Consider the following 18,949-nt stretch of genomic DNA (forward strand, 5'->3'; position numbering starts at 1 on the left):
AGCTTTCTTTATACCAAGTTTGCTTGATATGGATTAGCCTTAAGATTGTTTTTATCCTAAATAGTTGAATTGATAGCTAGTGTTAATTTCACTTAGCCTAATCCTTTTTTTAAAATCGATTAAATTAAAAGCAATAAACTTTATAAAAAAGAAGCGTTGCAAGGGTTTTTCCATCTTGGATAGTCCCCGCTCTAATCCAATCAAGAATTTGCTTCCAAGATAGGATTTCTACGGAAATCTTCTCCGTATCATCCAATTTTTGGCCCACATGCCTCAAATCGCGGGCTGCATAGATAAACATTTTTTCATCACATATCCCCGCGCTGCTATAAAAAGAAGTTAAGAAGGAAATCTGCGAAGCTTGATAACCTGTCTCCTCAGCAAGTTCCCGATAGGCAGCTTCTAGCGGGGATTCTTTAGGCTCTAAGGTACCCGCAGGAAGCTCCCATAAGGTTTTTCCTACAATAATCCGCTCATTCCGGATCATGACCACATGGGATTCATCTACAATAGGCAAGATGACCACAGCTCCAGGGTGTATAATCGCCTCCCGTTTGACTAATTTTCCGTGTTTATCCGCTATTTCAGCATGGTATACTGAAAATCGCCTGCCTGCATAAACTGCCTCGGTATGAGGAATTTCCATAAAAGGGTGAGAAGGGGATTCGTGCATGCGGTTCCTTTTAAATTAAAGCATTCTTTATCTAGTTGAAGCTTGGTTTCCTATCAAGCTTCAGTTGCTTTTAACTTAGCTGGCAGGCTATTTCCTGTGAAAAATCCTGCCATGCTGCCAAAATACTTTGATTTTCTGCCAGCAAATTCTCTAATTTTAGCTTAGTTAGTTTTACTTTGCGAAGCAAGCCCAGCGAGCTAGGGTGACTTTCTCCTTTATGCTAAGATAAATTTTTTGAGCCGATTAGATTTTTTAGCCTTTTCTAGCTCTTTTTCCAGGTCGGGAGGCAGAGAAAATCCTTTAAAGTAAAACACCGTTTTTTTATGCATGTTAGAGTAGCTTAGGATATTTTTAAAAAAAGTGGATAAAAAGGCAGGGTGGTTAAAAGGAGGATTTTTTAAAAATGAAAGATTGGGAAGAAGGGGATTTATTTGATAGGCAAGCGCATACCTTGTTAAGGCTGAAATGAGAGGGGGAATTTTAGGGCAATTATCAGTAATCAAATCCACAGCTAGGCGATTGCTTCTTTCGTTGAAAGAGCGGTAAATTCTTGCCATTTGCTTAGCACAAATACTCGTTTCGCTGATATCTAGCTTTTGAACACGCTTGGGCAGTAAAAAATTTTTCCAATCAATTTCGGTGCACCCCCTTAAGACTAATTTACGCAGGTTAGGAAGCTTATCTGTTAACCCTTTTACCTCACAGCTAAGTAAATTGCTATAGCTTAAATTTAGGGAAGCGACTTGTCTTAGCTCACTTTTAGAGAATTGTTGGAGGAAAATTTGGATTCGGTGTGGATTGTGGCGCTGGTTGAAATAACCAGAAAGCTTCCAATGAATGGGTAGCCGAATGGACCTTCTGCTTATTTTCGATAAGAGGAATCGCACTTTATAATCTTTAACACGATCAAGAGGGTAGCAAGTAACAGTACTTTTGTCTATAAAGGTTAAAAATTTACGCTTAGAGCGTCGGGAATACTCGATTGTTAAAGAAGAGGAAAAATAAGGTGTCAGATCCATTACAATTCGCGACGAGGCATTCTGAGATAGGTCGGGAGAAAAAGGGGGAACTTTTTTGACAAGTTGTTTAAGCTTATAGCATTGGAAGCGAATATAAAAAGAAGTTTGAGGACTTACTTGTGAAGGATTAATTTGTGGATAATTCCCAATTGCATTCATCTTTAATTTCCTTTGAGTTTGCGGTTGTAAGTGTTGAAAATTAGGTTCGCTATCATTTTTGTTGGAAATGCCATTTAATTTACTTTTGCTTTGTATTTTAATCAATTGTTCAAATTGCTTAAGCAGATATTAAAGGATTAAATTTACAATTTTAGTGAAAATCAGATAGAGAATATTGCCTAGAAAAAGTATACTCCCTGATTTGTTTAAATGGTTTGAGGAGCCCATGCATCTTTTTTCATCTCCAAAAATTTTCATTTTACTGGGAGCACTTTTTGCTTTGATAGCAGTGTCAATGGGTTCATTTGGAGCCCATTATCTGAAAAATCGCCTTGCAGCTGATGCTTTAGCAATATTTGAAATTGGAGTTCGCTACCAGATGTATCATGCGTTAGGGCTCATTTTAATCGGGATTGTTTATTTACTTTTTCCTGCGTTTGCCTTAATCATGGGTGGGTACTGCTTGGCTGTGGGGATTTTAGTTTTTTCTGGCAGTTTGTATGCTTTAGCATACACAGGGGCGAAATGGTGGGGCGCAGTGACCCCCATAGGAGGGATAACACTGCTTATCGGTTGGCTATTTTTCTTAATAGGAGTTTGCAAAGGAGCATGAAACAAAAACGGGTGATATTAAAGCCAGGTAAGGAAAAAGCCATTCTTCACCATCATCATTGGATTTTTTCAGGAGCAATTGCCTCAAGCCCTTCCTATGAAAATGGAGAAATTCTCCCTGTCTACGCCTCCAACCAGACTTTATTGGGGCAAGCTTATTTTAATAAACACTCTTCCATAGCCGGTAGAATGGTTGCTTTTGGGGAAGTACAAGCAGAAAATGCGCTTCGGGAAAACCTTGAACGGGCGATTCAATTCCGCAAGAGGTGGTTTCAGGGACAGAGTACCACGGCCTATCGTTTAGTGAATGGAGAAGGGGATTGTCTACCAGGCTTAATTGTAGACCAATACGCAGACAATCTGGTGCTTCAAATTTCTACCCTCGGAATGGAAAGATTAAAAGGCGTGATTGTCTCGGAGCTAGAAAGGCTTCTTTCCCCGCAGCTTATTTATGAAAAATCCCTGCTTCCTTCCCGCAAAGAAGAAGGGCTGGAACCTTTTCAAGGAGTCTTAAAAGGGCATTTTTCTAAAGAAGTTGAAATCCTTGAAAATGGGCTTCGCTTTAAAGTTTCCCTTGTGCATGGGCAAAAAACAGGCTTTTTTCTTGACCATCGGGAAATGCGCCAACAAATCCGTCAATTAGCTTTGCAAAAGCGGGTGTTAAATTGTTTTAGCTATACAGGTGGCTTTAGTGTCTACGCTGCAGCTGGAGGGGCCAAAAGGGTGGATTCGGTGGATATCTCTGAAAAAGCTATTCAAGACGCTAAAATCAATATGAAGCTTAATCCTGCCCAATGTACAACCGAATTTTATTGTGAAGATGTGTTTGAATTTTTGCGCAGTTCCAAGCTGGATTATGATTTAGTGATCCTGGATCCTCCCGCCTTTGCCAAGAAAAAAAGCGATCAAATTTCTGCCTGCCGAGCTTACAAAGATATTAATCGCTTAGCTATGCAAAAAATGCCAAGGGGCTCGTTGCTTTTAACAAGCTCTTGCTCATACTTTGTCGATGAGAATTTATTTCAAAAAGTGGTCTTTCAGGCCTGTGAAGAGGCTAAAAGAAGCGCAAAAATTATCGGGCGTCACCATTTAGCTCCTGATCATCCTGTTAACCTGGCCCATCCGGAAGGAGATTACCTTAAAAGCCTGCTTCTTTTTTTAAATTAAATGGGGATCATCTAGCCCTGCCTTTAAAGTAGGTGCGGGATTTCTTATGCCCCTTTCTTTTGAGAATGGTAACAACAAGCGCTCGCTCGATGCTTTAAGCCGCCAAGTAGGCTATTCCAGCTATGCCTATTTGATAGGCTTTATTCATGGTTTAGCAAGCGCCTAGCTTGTAAGGTATAGTAGATTAAATTGCGGCTTTTAAGATCGGCTTTCAACCATCTGACCCCCAATCGTTTTTGAAAAAGATCGATTGCCAAATAAGCGTTTCAAACTGGAAAAGACCGTTTCTACTAAAAACCGGCGATTATAGCCTGCCATCCACCCCAAAGTGGTCTGGCCTGCCAGTTGCGTTCGCGCATCAGAAACTCCTTGGTCTTTTCTTTGGTCGGAAAAAACAAAGAGTTTCTTTTTTTCAAGGGATATCAGCAAGATCCTAGAGAGAATTTTTCAACACAGCCGTCAAAATATTAGTTTCTTAGTTATCATTGTAAATAACTTTTTATTTAGGTTATCTATTTGCATCTTAGAAAAAATTAAGTGCAAAAACTCTCTTGCTCAGCTATGTTTTGTTTATAAGTGTTATACTCAGTGCGTATTTTACACAAGTTATCAATGCTTTCCTTTATGTCTATTCCTTCTCTTTCTTCTTCTTGCGGTTGAGGTTCCTCTTCAGATGTTTGCTGTTTTTCTGATGGAGACGTTTCTTCTCTTTCACGCTTTTTAGCTTGGTCTAATTGGCCTAATAAGAAGTTTTGCAGGCTAGATTGTTTCCAATTTCTCTCTTGGATATATTTTGCAAGTGAGAGACAGAAGGAGGCGGAGGGGGAGATTGCCCTTCTTCTTTTTGTGATTGCTGTTCCTCCGTTTGAGATACTTCATTTGCTTGAGATGCTTTAGTGTAAGAAGAGCCAACCGTTATACTAGCGGGTGGTGAAGGAGGAGGAGTTAAGCCTGTATGCTGCATAAAATTTCTCTTTGTAGTGTTAACCTAACTTATGATAGCTTATTTGTAGCATTCAGTTGATAGCTTATTTGTAGCATTCAGTAAAAAAGGTGTAAATTAAAATAGAGGTTTAAATGTATCATTCAGTTGAGGCGTATAATCCATTTGGTGCGTATAATCTAGCCGATGCGTATAAACCAGTTACACATGGTTGTGCTGACGAAATAGATTATTTGACCGAAAAATCTTTCGGCAAGCTGATGGGAAAAAATTTTGAAAAAAATTTAGATTATATTATCGCCGTTGTGGTAGATGAAAAAAAACATTTGTCTTTGTATGATGGTTGTCGATTTGCAAGAAGAAAAGTAGAATCTCAAGGGGAATACAACCCTGAAACCGCTGAAAAAATATCTAAAATTTTTTATTATTGTATTAGCAAAAGAAATCCAATGAAACCTCAACAGTTCTTGGGTAATCAACCTCTTAACCCTAATTCTCCTACTCAAAAGTCCTGCTCGTTGCGGCAACCTTCTGATGGAGAAGAAGGATTCAGTATTAGTGAGCTTCCTAGTGATTTTTGACATCAACTTGACAAAGCTTTAGGAAAAAATAAAAGATAGGCCTGAACTGGTTGATGATTTATACAAAGATTTCAGAAATGTGTTCTAAAACTGAATAGACTATACCAAAAATTTAATAAAAAATTTTAGTTCTCGTTTAGTATAATCCGGGGGCTTCTTGGCTGTGTTTCGATCACGTCCTATTAAGCCTTTATGTTTAAATATATGGAGTACAGGCTGCCCAGGGAAAAAGATACTCATGCAATACCCTTACATCGAATAAAGAGGCTCGTTCTCAGTTGGGGGGAGGGGAAAATGGGGAGCTAGAAGCTGCTCCAGCCAATCAAAGGCTTTTTGGTGGAAAAAAGAGAGTGCTCCTGCTGCGCAGTGCTCGCCTGCGCCTTCGGAGCTGGGGAATAAAAAGTAATCTTTAGGGCAGGTGAGCGTTTCATAAAGTTCTTCTGCTTGCCCTGGACAATATTGCTCATTCTCTGCGTTCAAAATGAGGGAGGGGCAGCGGATGTTTTGAGAAATCCCTGCTAAATTATATGCCTGCCAAGCGCGCAATAGCTCAACGGGCGATTCTACACCATGTACCCACATTTTGCTTTTAAATTTAAAAGCCATGAAAGGGTTTGCCAGGGCTTGAGCCATAAATTTTTCCAAATAAAGGTTTTCATCGTGATCAAGCAGGGTTGTCAATTCGGGACAGCTTTTTTTAATGTTTTCAAGCGCATCAAATTGGCCTGGATTTGCAATCAGCCCCGCTAGCCTGTGTTCAAAGGCCGCAGCGCGTGCAGCGAGCCATCCTCCCCAGCTTAAACCGATGAGTATAATCGCATTTGATTTAACTTCTGGTTGTTTGATGAGGAAATCGACAACGGGGGAAATCACCTTTTCCCAATCAGGTCTCATGTAGAGGTTTTCTTTAATGAGAGATTCTCCTTGGCCTGGACCGTCAAAGCATAAAACGTGATAACCTCTTTTTAAAGCGGCATTTGCAAAAGTTAAATAGCATTCTTGTTGAGTGGTATCATTTCCTCCGTTTACAATAATCACCGGCCGTTTTACATCCGAAGAATCGGCTCGGTAAAAATATCCAGGCAGAGAAGTGTTTTCAAAAGGGATACGGACAGCTTCAACCGGATGGGAAAAGAGCTCTGCTGCTTTCGCGAAGGTTTCAATGTGGGATTGATAAGCCTGGACTAAACGAGGGTCTACAGGCTGGCCGTGTAAGAAAAAAAAGGCTGTCCGGTAGTAATTAGAAGCGCGTAGGTAAGCTTGACGCGCGCTAATCAAATTTCCGGCAGCTTTGGAAGTCTCGGCCGACTGCTCTATCCTCTGAGCTGTTTGCAGCCAGTTTTCATACCAGCTGTCCCACTCGCTTTCTTTAATATGTTCTGCGGTAGATAAGCATTCGCCAATATCGGCTCCTTCGCAATAGGTATAAGAAATGGTTCTAAGTAGTTGAGCATTTAGCTGGGTAGCAGTAAAAAGATTATTCATAGTTTACCTCCGATAATGCAAATAGACGCAATCGCCCAAACGTTTTGTTTCTTTTAATTGAAATTGCGGAGCGTTAATCAGGGTTTTAGGAGAATAGCTGCCAAACAGGGGAATACCATCATAGCCTAGTATTTTAGGACCTACATAGAGGTGGAGGGCTTGGATAAGTTGCTCGCGCATAAATTGCCCCAGTACAGTTGCACCGCCTTCAATTAACACTTGCAAAATTCCCCTACTTCCTAGTGTCTCCATTGCTTCATTTAAGTCAACCCCCTCCCCATTTTTCGCTTTTGACAAAACAAACGATTTTACTCCATGCTCGTGCCACAACTCGCGCACCTTTTGAGGACAATCGCTTGTCGTTAAAATCCAGGTAGGGGCTAAGTGGATGTTAAATAGGGGAGAGGAGGGATCTGTTAACGAGCCTCGGCTATCTAGAACAACCCGAAGAGGGGGGGTATGGGGGGGAGGAGAGAATGCGCGCACTGTCAGATGAGGGCGATCATGCTTGGCTGTGCCGCAACCAATTAAAATCGCTTGTGACTCGGCTCGAAGTTTTTGAGCATCTTCCCTTGCTAACTCATTCGTGATCCATTTTGAACTGTAATCGGAAGCTGCGATTCTTCCATCCAGGCTAATCGCTGCCTTGGCGATGCAAAACGGTCGGCCTGTTTTGCGTTGAAAAAGGTAAGGCTCTAATAGCTCGGCGGCTTTTTGTTGTCTAATTCCCACACTGACTAAGATCCCTGCTTCTTTAAGCTGTTGGATCCCTTTTCCTTGGACTTGAGGGTCGGGGTCTTCTAAAGCGATCACCACATGGGCCACTTTAGCTTGGATAATGGCCTTTATACAAGGAGGCGTTCTTCCAAAATGGGCACACGGCTCAAGCGTCACGTACAGGGTGCTATTTTCAGCCAGCTTTCGGGCCTGCTGCAAAGCGATGATCTCCGCATGGGCTGATCCGGGGATTTGGGTAAAACCTTCCCCCACAATTTTGCCTGCATTGACAATGACAGCCCCTACCCAGGGATTAGGCGGAGAAAGAAATCGCGCTTGCATAGCTAAAGCTAAAGCGCGATCCATAAAGGCGACCTCAACCGACATGCGCGAGATCTCCTCGTGCTTTTAGTAACTCTGAAATCACTTGAGGATCAGATAAAGTGGAGAGATCGCCAAAATTTTCTAAGTCATTTTCTGCAATTTTGCGGAGAATCCGTCGCATGATTTTTCCTGAGCGTGTTTTAGGTAAAGTTTTGGCAAATTGGATTCGCTCGGGCACAGCAATGGCACCTATGACTTGTTTAACATGTTCACATAAAAATTGCTTGAGGGCAGCAGTGGGGGAAATGCCGTCTACCAGGGTGACAAAAGCTTCTAATCCTTGCCCTTTAATGGAATGAGGAAAGGGGACTACGGCAGCTTCAGCGACAGAGGGAAAGCTTGTTAAAGCGCTCTCAACTTCAGCTGTCCCAATGCGATGACCCGAGATATTGACTACGTCATCTAATCGGCCCAGCAACCAATAATCCCCATCCGAATCGATGTGGCAGCCATCCCCTGTAAAATAAAGGTTTTTAAAAGTTGTAAAATAGGAGCTAACAAAGCGTTGATGATCTCCCCATGTGGTTCGCATGATTCCAGGCCAAGGTTTTTTAATGCAAAGGCTTCCTCCTTCATGCAAGTGGCAAGGGGTGCCATCTGAGCGCAATACGACAGGCTCGATGCCAAAAAATGGACGCCCTGCGCTTCCAGGTTTTAACCCAAAGCAAGCTGGAAAAGGAGCAATCATAATTCCCCCTGTTTCTGTTTGCCACCAAGTATCTTCAATCGGGCACCGCTTATTTCCAATGTTTTCGTAAAACCACATCCAAGATTCAGGATTAATGGGCTCTCCCACCGTGCCTAGTAAACGAAGGGAAGTCAGGTCGTATTTTTGGGGGAACTCTTGTCCTAAGCAAATTAAGGTGCGAATGGCTGTGGGGGAGGTATAAAACACCGTGACCTTGTGCTTATCAATCACCTGCCAATACCTACCCGCATCAGGGTAAGTGGGCATCCCTTCGAACATGAGGGAGGTGGAGCCGTTTGCTAAAGGGCCGTATATCACATAGCTATGTCCCGTCACCCAGCCAATGTCAGCTGTACACCAGTAGACATCCTCCTCATGGATGTTAAATACATAGCGGTGGGTTAAAGCGGCATACAGAAGGTATCCGGCCTGCGTATGCACCACTCCTTTGGGTTTTCCTGTTGAGCCAGAAGTGTACAGAATAAAAAGGGGATCTTCTGCCTTTAAAATAACAGGTGGACAATCGGATGAGGCTGACGCCATTTCCTCATGATACCAATAATCCCGTTTTTCTTTCATGAAGCAAGGGGTGTGATTTCGTTTTACTACGATCACGTGCTCGACAGTGGGGCATAATTCTAAAGCTTTATCGATTGTATTCTTCAAGAAAATCTCTTTTCCACCGCGCAAGGAAACATTGGAAGTCACCACGCATTTACACGAGGCGTCATTGATGCGGTGAATAAGGGCCTCGGCGCTAAAGCCACCAAAAACGACCGAGTGAATAGCTCCAATGCGGGCACATGCAAGCATCGCAATGGCTAGTTCAGGAATCATAGGTAAATATAAACAGACTCGATCCCCTTTTTGGATTCCCTTTCTTTGAAGGACGGAGGCAAATTGGCAAACTTCTCGATGAAGCTCTCTATAGGTGATTTTTCGAACTTCTTCGTCGCTCTCGCCCTGCCACAGAATGGCTATTTTATCAGACGTAGATGAAGTCAAATGTCGATCTAAGCAATTCACACTGACATTTAAATTTCCATCTTCAAACCAGGTGTGTTGGATTAAACGTTGCTCTGAATCCCACGTATGCTTTCCAGCAACAGAGGGCTTCTTTGCCCAAGTCAATGCATCTGCCTGTTCAAGCCAGAACGAATCTGGATCAGACAATGACCTCTGGTAAAGAGCCTGGTATTCTTCCTCATTTTTTATCCAGGCAGTTTGCCGGAACTCTTTTGAAGGAGAAAAAAAGCGTTTCTCTTTCATTAAATTTTCGAGATAGGGAAGATTAGAATCAGCCATACTTTATTTCCTTTTGTAATAGGGCTTTAAGGATAACGTTTTTGGGATTGATTTTGAAGGCTAAAATGCAAGGTGAATCTATTTTTTAGAGGAAAGAAATGGGAGAGTTTGAATACAATGCGTCTTCTAGTAAACCCATTAACTATACAAGGAGCCTTTATGAAAACGCAGTTGTTTCGCATCGCCTTGGCATTATTCATCTGTGGCACACCATTAGGCTTCGCCACACCTGAGGAGTTAAAAACAATGGAAAATAAAGCAGAAAAAGAAGTCGTGATTATGGCAACTTCTTTGGGAGAAATTAAATTGGAGCTCTTTTCAAAAGAAGCCCCTCTTACCGTAAAAAACTTCTTAGACTATGTCGAGTCGGAATTTTATGATCATACCATTTTTCACCGCGTTATCGATGGATTTATGATTCAGGGGGGAGGATTTACAAAAGAATTCCAGCAAAAGCCCACTAAAGCTCCTATCAAAAATGAAGCGGGGAATAACCTTTCTAATAAGCGAGGAACGATCGCGATGGCACGTACTTCAGAGCCAAATAGTGCCACTGCCCAATTCTTTATTAATGTGGCAGACAATCATTTTCTAGACCACCGGGGTGAAACGCCTCGCGACTTTGGCTATTGCGTTTTTGGACAGGTGATTAGCGGGATGAATGTGGTAGACCAGATTCGCCAAGTGAAAACCGGTTCTTATGCTGGTCACAGTGATGTGCCTAAAGAAACGGTGGAAATTATCAGCGTCAGAAAAGAGTCCAAATAAACGAGGTAAAGGTGGAGGGGGTCATTCAAGAAACAATTCTTCCTCATGCAGGAGCAATCGCCTTCTTTTTTCTCGCCACTTTAATCGTAAATGGGATCGCTTATTTTTGGGGATTTTATAGCTTACCTGGAGATGAGGATCCCTTTTTTTTGGATCGCTCGCCCCTTTCCTTTTTAAAATTAGTGGGGGTTTTTGCGGTTTTCTTAGGCGTAAATGCGCTCATAACGGTGCTTTTGCGCGCTTATCTTTTACTAAAAATGGGCGTGCCTATTTTAAAAGAGGCTCCCCTAGAGGAAGCATTACCGCCCCATTTCTTAGGCTGGATGGACCTTCTGTTTATTTTGTCGAGTGTAAGTGGTATTCTTTTTTACAGCTATATTTGGGGACCTGACACTTGGGAGGCCCTAGCCGGAAAACAGGGACTAAGCGTTGTCTCACGGGGGTTACGTGATTTTGGAAGAGGGATTTTAACCCTTTTTATTTGCTACCCTTTAATCATCCTTTTTAATGAAATTCTGGAAGTGTTTTTTGAAATTTTTCACATCCCAGCTGTGGAACAAGCCCCTGTGGAAAAAATTATGGCGGTTAGAGAAAATGGGGCTCTTTTTCTTGTGACAAGCTTGTCCGTTTTAATTTTGGTCCCGTTTGCAGAAGAAATTTTATTTAGAGGTTATTTGCAAACATGGATCAAACAAAAGCTGGGGAGATTTTGGACGATTGGATTGACCTCTTTGGTTTTTGCTCTTTTCCATTATGCAGAGAGGCAAGGTATTCGAAATATTCAATTTGTGGGAGTCCTTTTTATCTTTTCATGTTTTTTAGGTTTCATCAAAGAGCGGCAACAATCTATTTGGGCTCCTTTTGGCCTTCATTTGGCCTTTAATTCAATTGCTTTAGCGGCCATTTATTTAAAAGTATGAGAGAAGGATGCGGATAGCGATCATAGGAGCAGGTTTTAGCGGGCTTGCAGCTGCTTGGTATTTTCTCCAGCGAGAGCACGTCGAGGTGACCATTTTGGACAAGAGAGGAATCGGTGGAGGAGCTTCAGGAATAGCCGCTGGTTTATTTCACCCTTATGCAGGCGCACATGCTAAACTTAATCGCTGGGGTAAAGAGGGATGGGAAGAATCATGCCAGCTGATCCAAGTCGCTGAAGAAGCCCTGGGCGCTTCTGTAGCAACGCGAAAGGGGCTATTGCGTTTAGCCCTAACGGAACTGCAATTGAGTGATTTTACACTCAGCGCCGCGCGCTATCCGGAAGTGCAATTTTTTTCTGAACCCCAATGCCAGCAACAGGTGCCTGGCGTGGTTGCAAAAGCGGGCATTTTTATTCAGACAGCAATGGCTGTCTACCCGGATCGTTATTTATGGGGGTTGTGGATAGCCTGTCAAAAGAAGGGCGCCACCTTCCTGCAGCAGGAAGTCAAGGACTTAGAGGAATTAAGTCATTTTGATTGTGTGGTTTTGGCTATGGGTAGCGATGTGGTGCAAATGCTCGATTTAAAGCGCGATCCCATGAGCTTAGTGAAAGGGCAGCTGCTTGAGCTAGAGTGGCCTCGTGGCTTAGCGCCTTTGCCTTTTCCTTTAAGCTCGCAGGCCTATTTAACCATGTCTCCCGACAGCAAGACCTGTTTGGTAGGATCAACTTTTGAAAAAAAATTTAAAAGTTTGGAAGTTGACCTTGAAGCGGCTATTCAAGAAATTATCCCCAAAGCAGCGGCTTTTTTTCCGCCCGTCAAAGAGATGAGAATCGTAAAGGGTTATGCAGGTGTGCGGATAGCTTCAAAAGACCATCTTCCGTTTTACAAAAGAATAGAGGCCAACACCTGGGTTCTCACAGGGATGGGTTCTAAAGGGCTTCTATACCATGCCCTTTATGCTAAGCAACTCGTTTCTTCCATTTATGAAGAATTTCAACCTTAGGCTGCCTCTCCTTTCAACTCTTTTTGCAACAACACGTGGGCTTCAGTGGAGAAATTGAAAAAGAAAATGATTGCGGGTGCTAGTATAGCGGTAAAAGGGATCATAATAAAAAACCACTGGAGAATTGTGTAAGTAGGGGTATCGCAATAGTCGCACAATGAGCCTGTTAAAACGGCCGATAGAACAAGCAAGCCGACAATTGACATCAGGGGAAATAAGGCCACAAGAGCGAGAAGGAGATTGGAAAAAATATCTTCTTTTACCCTTTTGATAAGAATTTGGGAAATTTCCAACCGATTAAGACCTCTTAAAGCCAGTAAAGGGGTCATAAAAAATAACAGGGAAAGGCTGAATAAGCAAAGGATGAGCGAGCCGAAATTTAGCAGAAAGGGAGCAAAAGAAAGCACGACTCCAAAGAAATCTCCTAATCCTGGAATATCATTGAGCAACATAAAAATTCCCATCACTATCCACAGCAATAAATAACTCAAAATGATGGGAACGCAAAAATAGGTGGCCCCAATGACCACTTCCCACGACTTATTTAAGATATCTCTATAATTGACCTCTTTTCTTTTGATCTCGTGGTGATAAATGCGAGCTAAAAAAATTCCCAGGGAGAGCATAATTCCAGCGGAAAGAAAAATGGGAAGAAAAGTCAAGCTCATCACCACCCATTGGTTTGCTTTTAAAGCCAGCCCGCGAAAAAAAACGACCAAAATCCCGCATAATGCCAGCACACAAAACGTAAGCAGCCATTTTTTTTTGCAGAAGCTCAGAGATAAAGCCCGATTAAAAATGAATTGTATATCTTTTAAGGTCATAAGTCCTCATTTGAGCAACAGGTCTATAAAATTAAGCCGTTGGAGATGATTTAAATAAATATTTTGGACGAACAATCGGCAATCCTTTCCCTTCCCGTGCGATGCATCGTTCATACACAATTTGTATGCTAATCCCGACCGCCCGTGCAAGGCCGAATAAAAGGGTGAAATATTCCGGATAGGGAAAGCCTGCAGCAGATAAGACCGTGCCCGAAATTGCATCCACGTTGGGATAAGGATCAGAAATTTTAGGATTTTCTGCAAGGACTTTAGGTGCTACTGTACGTAAAATATGCGTTAATTTAACCAAGGGATGGTCGGGATATTTCTTTTCAGCCAAAGTGTAAAAGACAGTGGCGCGAGGATCTTCTACGCGTAAGACTGCATGCCCGAAGCCAAAAAGGAGTTGGTCATTGGCTAATCGCTTGCGAATTAAAGCCTCCACACTTTCAGGGGTGATGTCATCTTTAAGCTCTTGTTGGATTTCTTGGATAAATTCTAAACAATCCTGATTAGCTCTTCCATGGCGTGGACCAGCTAAAGCACTCAGCGCGGCGGCAATCGATCCATACATATCTTGCAAACCTGAGGCCACGGCTTTTCCTACAAAAGTTGAGAGGTTACCACCCCCATGGTCGAGATGGAGCACATTAAATACCTTAAAAACTTCGATCAATTCTTCCGGAGAGGCGCGAGGTACATTGAGCATATGCACGAAGTTTTCCATGTATCCAAGGTCTGGGTTGGAAGGCTTGGATTCGCCCCAGCCTGCGTGATAATTAATGACTGTAGCGGCAATTTCTGGGATTTTGGCAATCAACGAAAGGCAATCTTTCTGGTAATCATTTTGTCCTTCAACCATTCCGCATATAAATAAGGCGGCACAAAATAGCTGCATAGGATGGCCTTCACTGGGAAGCTTGCGAATATGCTCAATCACCTTTGAAGAACAAACCGCATTTTTTTTGAGCGACTGGGAAAATTCTTCGATTTCCTCGGCGGAGCCATCTTTTCCGGCATATAGTAAATGGATAGCGCGCTCAGGTTCCCAGTAAGCAATGTCTGCTACTGGATAGTTGAGATAGAATAAACCTTTGATTGGATCTACGTGTGATGTTGTGCAATAACCGACAGGATATCCCCTTAACCCTGTGTCGAGATTGTCCTCTGTTATTTCAAAAAGAACCTTACCCATTTTGCTCTCTCCTCACCAAGTTTTTATGACTGTTTTATAACGATATTCTTTTCTTCAATCAACTCTTTCTCTGTTAAGCGAATTTTTTCTTCTAAAAATGGATTGAGTTCTAATCCTTTTACTATTTCCCAGCCTCCCTTTTGGTCGAGGCGGCAGGGGAAAGAAAAAATGAGGTCCTCTTGGATTCCATAAGGATTTCCATCGCTGCAAACAGCCGAAGAAAACCATTGCCCTTCGGGTGTAGGGAGAATCAAGGCTTGCACGGCCTCAATCAGCGCATGCGCAGCGGAAGCAGCAGAAGACTTGCCCCGAGCCGCTATAATGGCGGCCCCTCTTTGCTGAACATTTCTAATAAAGGTTGTTTTTAGCCATTCTTCGTCTTTAATCACTTCAAGCACTGGCTTCTCGTGAATGCGAGCATGATAAAAATCAGGGACTTGAGTTGAAGAGTGATTTCCCCAAATGGCAAGTTGGCTAACTGCCTGAATCTCTGTTTTGGCGTAATTCGCTAGGGAGGCAACTGCGCGATTTTGATCTAAACGGGTCATGGCATGAAAATTTTGACGCGGAAGATGAGGGGCGTTTTTCATGGCTATCAGGCAATTTGTATTGCAAGGGTTTCCCACTACAAATACTTTTACCTGGCGATTGGCGCTGACATTGAGAGCTTTTCCCTGGTCGACAAAAATTTTGCTGTTTCCATGGAGCAATTCCACCCGCTCCATGCCAGGACCGCGAGGCTTAGATCCAAGTAAAAGGGCGTAATCGACATCGCCGAATAGCTGGAAAGGATCGGAGCCCAGCTGGATTTCTTTTAGAAGAGGAAAAGCGCAGTCCTCTAATTCCATTTTAATTCCCTCTAAACTTTTCAGAGCTTCGGGTATTTCTAAAAGATGCAAAGCGAGCGGTTGATCCTTTCCGAGCATCTCTCCATTTGCAATTCTAAATAGCAGACTATAAGCAATTTGGCCTGCTGCTCCGGTCACAGCCACGCGCTTTAAGGGTTTTGGCATCGCATTCCTCCTGGTCACTTGATTGCATATTAAGGCGAAGAGAGAATTATTTCAAAAAAGTTATTTCAAAAACGAGCTTTGTATGTTTGTAGTTTTTTTTAATCCATTTTTTAGAGGAGCTGGGTTTTACCTTGCTTTCTGCCATTCCCAAATGGGGTAGGCAAAAAATACTGAACAAATCTTAAAAATTTAAAAAAGGATTCAAAAGAGAGGGATGAAGCTTAAGTGAAAGAATTTTATAGGATTAAATGCAGGCTACAAATGATGAAATAACGTTAGTTCAATGCTTGGTACGCCAAGCAACTTGTTTTAAACATCCTGTCCTAGCCCGATGCACCTACATTAGGCCTCTTCTGAAACTCACCGAAGCCGCTACAAATATAAGGTGTAGGAGAACATCACGAGTATCAGCCTATTTTGACCTGCTAGATAGAGAAAATCTTACTTAAAACAAGGCTTTTAATAACCTCATCATGAATCATGCATGCAACTTCTGTTGCTTCTTTGAGCTGGTGTTTTATTAATAAGTTAAAGGATATATTTTCGAGAAATTCGGGACGAGTAATTTTTTTAGCAATTTTAACCACTAGTTCGTATTGGCCTTTCCCTATTAATTTTAAAGATATTGCTGTGAGTTCTCTTCCTCGGGAAATAATTTTTTCAGAAATTTTAACCGCTAGTTCGTATTGACCTTTTCCTATTAATTTTAAAGATATTTCTTCAAGTTCTTTTCCCTTGCATGGAGCAATTTTTTCAGAGATTTTAACTGCTAGTTCGTATTGGCCTTTCTCTATGAATGCCTCAGATATTAATCCGAGCATTGTATCACGAGAAATGAACTTCTCAGAGATTTTAGCCGCTAGTTCGTATTGCTCTTTTTCTATTAAATTATAGCAGGCGTGGCCGAGAATTGCCTTTTCAAAGGAGACCCCAGGCTTAGCACTCTGAAGGGTGCTGATTATCTCAGCGACCTCAAAAACTTTTTCATATTGTTTTTTTTCGATTAACCTTGCAATTTTTCTATGGGTATAGCAGGGGTCATTAACAGTACCTGTGTTAAAAATATCGTTAAAGAGCCAAGGTAACTCTATGCTTTTGGCTTTGGCTTCTAAAGATTTGCAGAAAAGTTTCCCGTTTCCCAACATAGCTAAAATTTTTATTTTTTCACCCAGCAGAGAAATTTTCAATTGAAAGAGGGTTGCCACATTTGAAAAATTGAGGTCATTTAACACTTTTTCTAGATAGTCTATCAGTTCTTGTGGGGTATTTTCTGTAGCCTTCCGGCTAAGCCTGAGATTTTGGTGTGGAATTAAACCTTTTATTAAAAGTTGGATAAAGCTTTTAATTAAGAAAAATTCTTTCCTTTTAGCTTCTTCTACCATTACAGCGTACCATTCTCTCTTCACTTGGGCGCAATTTTCATAGTCTTTACTTGTAAGATAGCTAAATATATGGCTAAGCACTTCTGGAGGAAAATTTTTGAGGGAGGCTTGGTTCTCATTTTTAAGCAAATTTTCGGGTTTAGCGCTTATGGGAAGGGGCGGTGGGGGCGCTTTTTCAGATTTTGTTTCTTTAGTTTGCAAACCTCTAATTTTTGCGATTATCTCATCAATCGCTTTTTTTTCTTTTCCATGGACGTATTTGCGACATTTAATTTTAAGCCTCCCAACAACATCCATTAAAACTGCTCGATCATTCTCGAGTAAGAATTTTTGGTGCTTTATTGCGAATTTACTCACCTCTCGAGCGACTTTTAAAGGGGCTGTTTGAGCAATATGCACCTTAGGAAAAAGAGAAAGGATCCAATACACTATTCTGCGGAATTTGCCTTGCTCAGCAGAGCCTCTTAATTTGGTATTGAGAAAGAGGTCTTTTGAATCACTGATTTTTTTTAAGTTCATCACTTCTGTGTGGAAGTTATCTTGAGTGGCACAAACCCGAAAAGGCATAATCCCTCGCTTACTTTTGTTTATTTTCTAAAAGGGCTAAAACATGCCTACTCATAGGCATGGGGTCTAGTTGAAGCCAAGAGAAAGCTTCGATATATCTTGCAATTTCCCCTAAAAAATAGAGAGGCAAAGGATTTACTAGGAATTTCATTTGCAGTTTTATAATTCCCTACTTTTTGCTAATTCATCTTGAAAGTTGAAGAATTGTTGGCTTACTCTTTTTCTCGCTTTTTTTTCTCTAATTCTTTTTGCGATTTCGATAGCTTCGTCAACTTTGTATTTTTTTAATAAGCTAGAGGATATGTTTTCGAGAGCTTCGGGATGAGTAACCTTTTTAGAAATTTTAACCGCTAGTTCGTATTGGCCTTTCTCTATTAATTTCAAAGATATGTTTTCGAGAGCTTTGGAACTAAAGGAGTATATTCCTTTCATCTTTTCAGAAGTTTTAACCGCCAATTCGTATTGGCCTTTCTCTATTAATTGTAGAGATATTTTTTCGTGCTCTTCTTTAAAAGTAGCAAACTTTTCAGAGATTTTAACTGCTACTAGTTCGTAGTAGCCTTTCTCTTTTAATTTTAAAGATGTTTTTTCGAGTTCTTCTTCAAAAGGAGTAATCTTTTCAGAAATTCTAACCGCTAGTTCGTATTGCTCTTTTTCTATTAATTTTAAGCAGATATGGGCGAGAATTGCCTTTTCAGAGCAAGTTCCAGGTTTAGCTCCCTGATGAGTACTAATTGTTTCTGCAATTTCAAAAACTTTTTCATATTGCTTTTTTTCAATTAGCTTTTCAATGCTTTTAAGAATAAAGGAATCATTAGCCATATCCGGATTAAAAATATCGGTAAAAAGCCAAGGCAACTCTAGGCTTTTGGTTTTGAATTCTAAAAAATTGCAGGCGAGCCTCGCTTTTTTCAACATAACCAAAATTTTTATTTTTTCACCCAGCATAGAAATTTTCAATTGAGAAAGGGTGACCACATTTGAAAAATTGAGGTCATTTAAAACTTTTTCTAGATAGTCTGTTAGTTTTTCTAGGAAGCTTGTTGTAGCCTCACCAAGATGATCTTTATCCAGGATAGATTTTTTGTGTGAAGTTAAACCTTCTATTAAAAATTGGATAAAGCTTCTCATTAAGAGAAGTTCTTTTCTTTTAGCCTCTTCTACAGTTGCATTATACCATTCTCTCTTCACTTGGGCGCAATTTTCATAGTCTTTGGCTGGCAGATAGCTAAATATGTGTCTAAGCAATTCTAGGGGAAAATTTTCGAGGGAGGCTTGATTCTCATTTTTAAGCGAAATTTTTGGCGTATCGCTTATGAAAAGGTTGTCTTGAGGCGCACAAACTCGAAAAGTCATAATCTCTCGCTTAAATGTGTTTATTTTCTAGAAGGTAAAAATTTAAATCCTATTTAAACTATTATTCCCAACGGTATAAAAAACAATCATTAATTCCAATATTAATTACAGTCTTAGATGGCGTTTTGGAAATTTGCAATATGCTAATAATTAACAATTTGTATTACAAATCATAAAAACTAGTAGAT

At 41.2% G+C, this 18,949-nt stretch carries 18 protein-coding genes; 6 read left to right on the forward strand and 12 right to left on the reverse strand.

The window, feature by feature from the left end; genetic code table 11:
* Window positions 1–124: 124 nt before the first annotated feature.
* A complete protein-coding gene (locus PARA125_RS05080) occupies window positions 125–673 on the reverse strand; it encodes an NUDIX hydrolase (protein WP_213157650.1) in 549 nt (182 codons plus the stop codon).
* Window positions 674–888: 215 nt separating this feature from the next.
* Window positions 889–1,851: a hypothetical protein gene (locus tag PARA125_RS05085; protein ID WP_213157651.1), complete on the reverse strand. Its 963-nt coding sequence runs from the start codon at window positions 1,849–1,851 to the stop codon at window positions 889–891.
* 226 nt (window positions 1,852–2,077) lie between these two features.
* Between PARA125_RS05085 and PARA125_RS05090 the strand changes: the two genes are divergently transcribed.
* Both PARA125_RS05090 and PARA125_RS05095 read left to right on the forward strand, forming a co-directional pair.
* On the forward strand, window positions 2,078–2,464 hold the full coding sequence (locus PARA125_RS05090; protein ID WP_213157652.1) for a DUF423 domain-containing protein: 387 nt from the start codon (window positions 2,078–2,080) through the stop codon (window positions 2,462–2,464).
* On the forward strand, window positions 2,461–3,630 hold the full coding sequence (locus tag PARA125_RS05095; RefSeq protein WP_213157653.1) for a class I SAM-dependent rRNA methyltransferase: 1,170 nt from the start codon (window positions 2,461–2,463) through the stop codon (window positions 3,628–3,630). Before PARA125_RS05090 ends, PARA125_RS05095 begins: the two co-directional genes overlap by 4 nt.
* Window positions 3,631–3,828: 198 nt before the next feature.
* On the opposite strand, the gene PARA125_RS05100 is transcribed toward PARA125_RS05095, so the two are convergent.
* Together PARA125_RS05100 and PARA125_RS05105 are read right to left on the reverse strand one after the other, a co-directional pair.
* Window positions 3,829–4,059, reverse strand: coding sequence for a hypothetical protein (locus PARA125_RS05100; protein WP_213157654.1), 231 nt, complete (start codon window positions 4,057–4,059; stop codon window positions 3,829–3,831).
* A gap of 310 nt (window positions 4,060–4,369) precedes the next feature.
* The gene (locus PARA125_RS05105) at window positions 4,370–4,594 is read right to left on the reverse strand and encodes a hypothetical protein (RefSeq protein WP_213157655.1); all 225 of its coding nucleotides are present in this window, start codon (window positions 4,592–4,594) and stop codon (window positions 4,370–4,372) included.
* A gap of 113 nt (window positions 4,595–4,707) precedes the next feature.
* On the opposite strand from PARA125_RS05105, the gene PARA125_RS05110 reads away from it, so the two are divergent.
* On the forward strand, window positions 4,708–5,154 hold the full coding sequence (locus PARA125_RS05110; protein ID WP_213157656.1) for a cyclin family protein: 447 nt from the start codon (window positions 4,708–4,710) through the stop codon (window positions 5,152–5,154).
* A 249-nt stretch (window positions 5,155–5,403) separates the two neighbouring features.
* On the opposite strand, the gene PARA125_RS05115 is transcribed toward PARA125_RS05110, so the two are convergent.
* The 3 genes from PARA125_RS05115 to acs are packed head-to-tail and all read right to left on the reverse strand — an operon-like array spanning window position 5,404 to window position 9,733.
* On the reverse strand, window positions 5,404–6,639 hold the full coding sequence (locus tag PARA125_RS05115) for an alpha/beta hydrolase family protein (RefSeq protein ID WP_213157657.1): 1,236 nt from the start codon (window positions 6,637–6,639) through the stop codon (window positions 5,404–5,406).
* Between the two features lie 3 nt (window positions 6,640–6,642).
* Window positions 6,643–7,743: a bifunctional diaminohydroxyphosphoribosylaminopyrimidine deaminase/5-amino-6-(5-phosphoribosylamino)uracil reductase RibD gene (ribD, locus tag PARA125_RS05120; protein ID WP_249274209.1), complete on the reverse strand. Its 1,101-nt coding sequence runs from the start codon at window positions 7,741–7,743 to the stop codon at window positions 6,643–6,645.
* Window positions 7,733–9,733: an acetate--CoA ligase gene (acs, locus tag PARA125_RS05125; protein ID WP_213157658.1), complete on the reverse strand. Its 2,001-nt coding sequence runs from the start codon at window positions 9,731–9,733 to the stop codon at window positions 7,733–7,735. Before acs ends, ribD begins: the two co-directional genes overlap by 11 nt.
* A 159-nt stretch (window positions 9,734–9,892) precedes the next feature.
* Between acs and PARA125_RS05130 the strand changes: the two genes are divergently transcribed.
* Genes PARA125_RS05130 through PARA125_RS05140 form a run of 3 tightly spaced genes read left to right on the forward strand, consistent with a single transcriptional unit; the run spans window position 9,893 to window position 12,424 of the window.
* Window positions 9,893–10,501, forward strand: coding sequence for a peptidylprolyl isomerase (locus PARA125_RS05130; protein ID WP_213157659.1), 609 nt, complete (start codon window positions 9,893–9,895; stop codon window positions 10,499–10,501).
* 11 nt (window positions 10,502–10,512) lie between these two features.
* Window positions 10,513–11,421 (forward strand): CPBP family intramembrane glutamic endopeptidase, encoded by a 909-nt coding sequence (locus PARA125_RS10080; RefSeq protein WP_213157660.1) that lies wholly within the window; start codon window positions 10,513–10,515, stop codon window positions 11,419–11,421.
* Window positions 11,422–11,428: 7 nt separating this feature from the next.
* Window positions 11,429–12,424 carry an FAD-dependent oxidoreductase gene (locus PARA125_RS05140; protein WP_213157661.1) on the forward strand — a complete coding sequence of 332 codons (996 nt, stop codon included), beginning with the start codon at window positions 11,429–11,431 and terminating at the stop codon, window positions 12,422–12,424.
* Here PARA125_RS05140 and PARA125_RS05145 read toward each other — a convergent pair.
* From PARA125_RS05145 to PARA125_RS05165, 5 genes are all read right to left on the reverse strand, one after another.
* Window positions 12,421–13,248 (reverse strand): hypothetical protein, encoded by an 828-nt coding sequence (locus PARA125_RS05145; protein WP_213157662.1) that lies wholly within the window; start codon window positions 13,246–13,248, stop codon window positions 12,421–12,423. The genes PARA125_RS05140 and PARA125_RS05145 overlap by 4 nt on opposite strands.
* Window positions 13,249–13,279: 31 nt before the next feature.
* The gene (locus PARA125_RS05150; RefSeq protein ID WP_213157663.1) at window positions 13,280–14,443 is read right to left on the reverse strand and encodes a citrate (Si)-synthase; all 1,164 of its coding nucleotides are present in this window, start codon (window positions 14,441–14,443) and stop codon (window positions 13,280–13,282) included.
* A gap of 23 nt (window positions 14,444–14,466) precedes the next feature.
* The gene (locus PARA125_RS05155) at window positions 14,467–15,456 is read right to left on the reverse strand and encodes a malate dehydrogenase (protein WP_213157664.1); all 990 of its coding nucleotides are present in this window, start codon (window positions 15,454–15,456) and stop codon (window positions 14,467–14,469) included.
* Window positions 15,457–15,881: 425 nt separating this feature from the next.
* Window positions 15,882–17,405, reverse strand: coding sequence for an F-box-like domain-containing protein (locus PARA125_RS05160; RefSeq protein ID WP_213157665.1), 1,524 nt, complete (start codon window positions 17,403–17,405; stop codon window positions 15,882–15,884).
* A gap of 159 nt (window positions 17,406–17,564) precedes the next feature.
* A complete protein-coding gene (locus PARA125_RS05165) occupies window positions 17,565–18,761 on the reverse strand; it encodes an F-box protein (RefSeq protein ID WP_213157666.1) in 1,197 nt (398 codons plus the stop codon).
* Window positions 18,762–18,949: the final 188 nt, after the last annotated feature.

The organism is Parachlamydia sp. AcF125, from assembly GCF_018342475.1.
GTDB lineage: Bacteria > Chlamydiota > Chlamydiia > Chlamydiales > Parachlamydiaceae > Parachlamydia.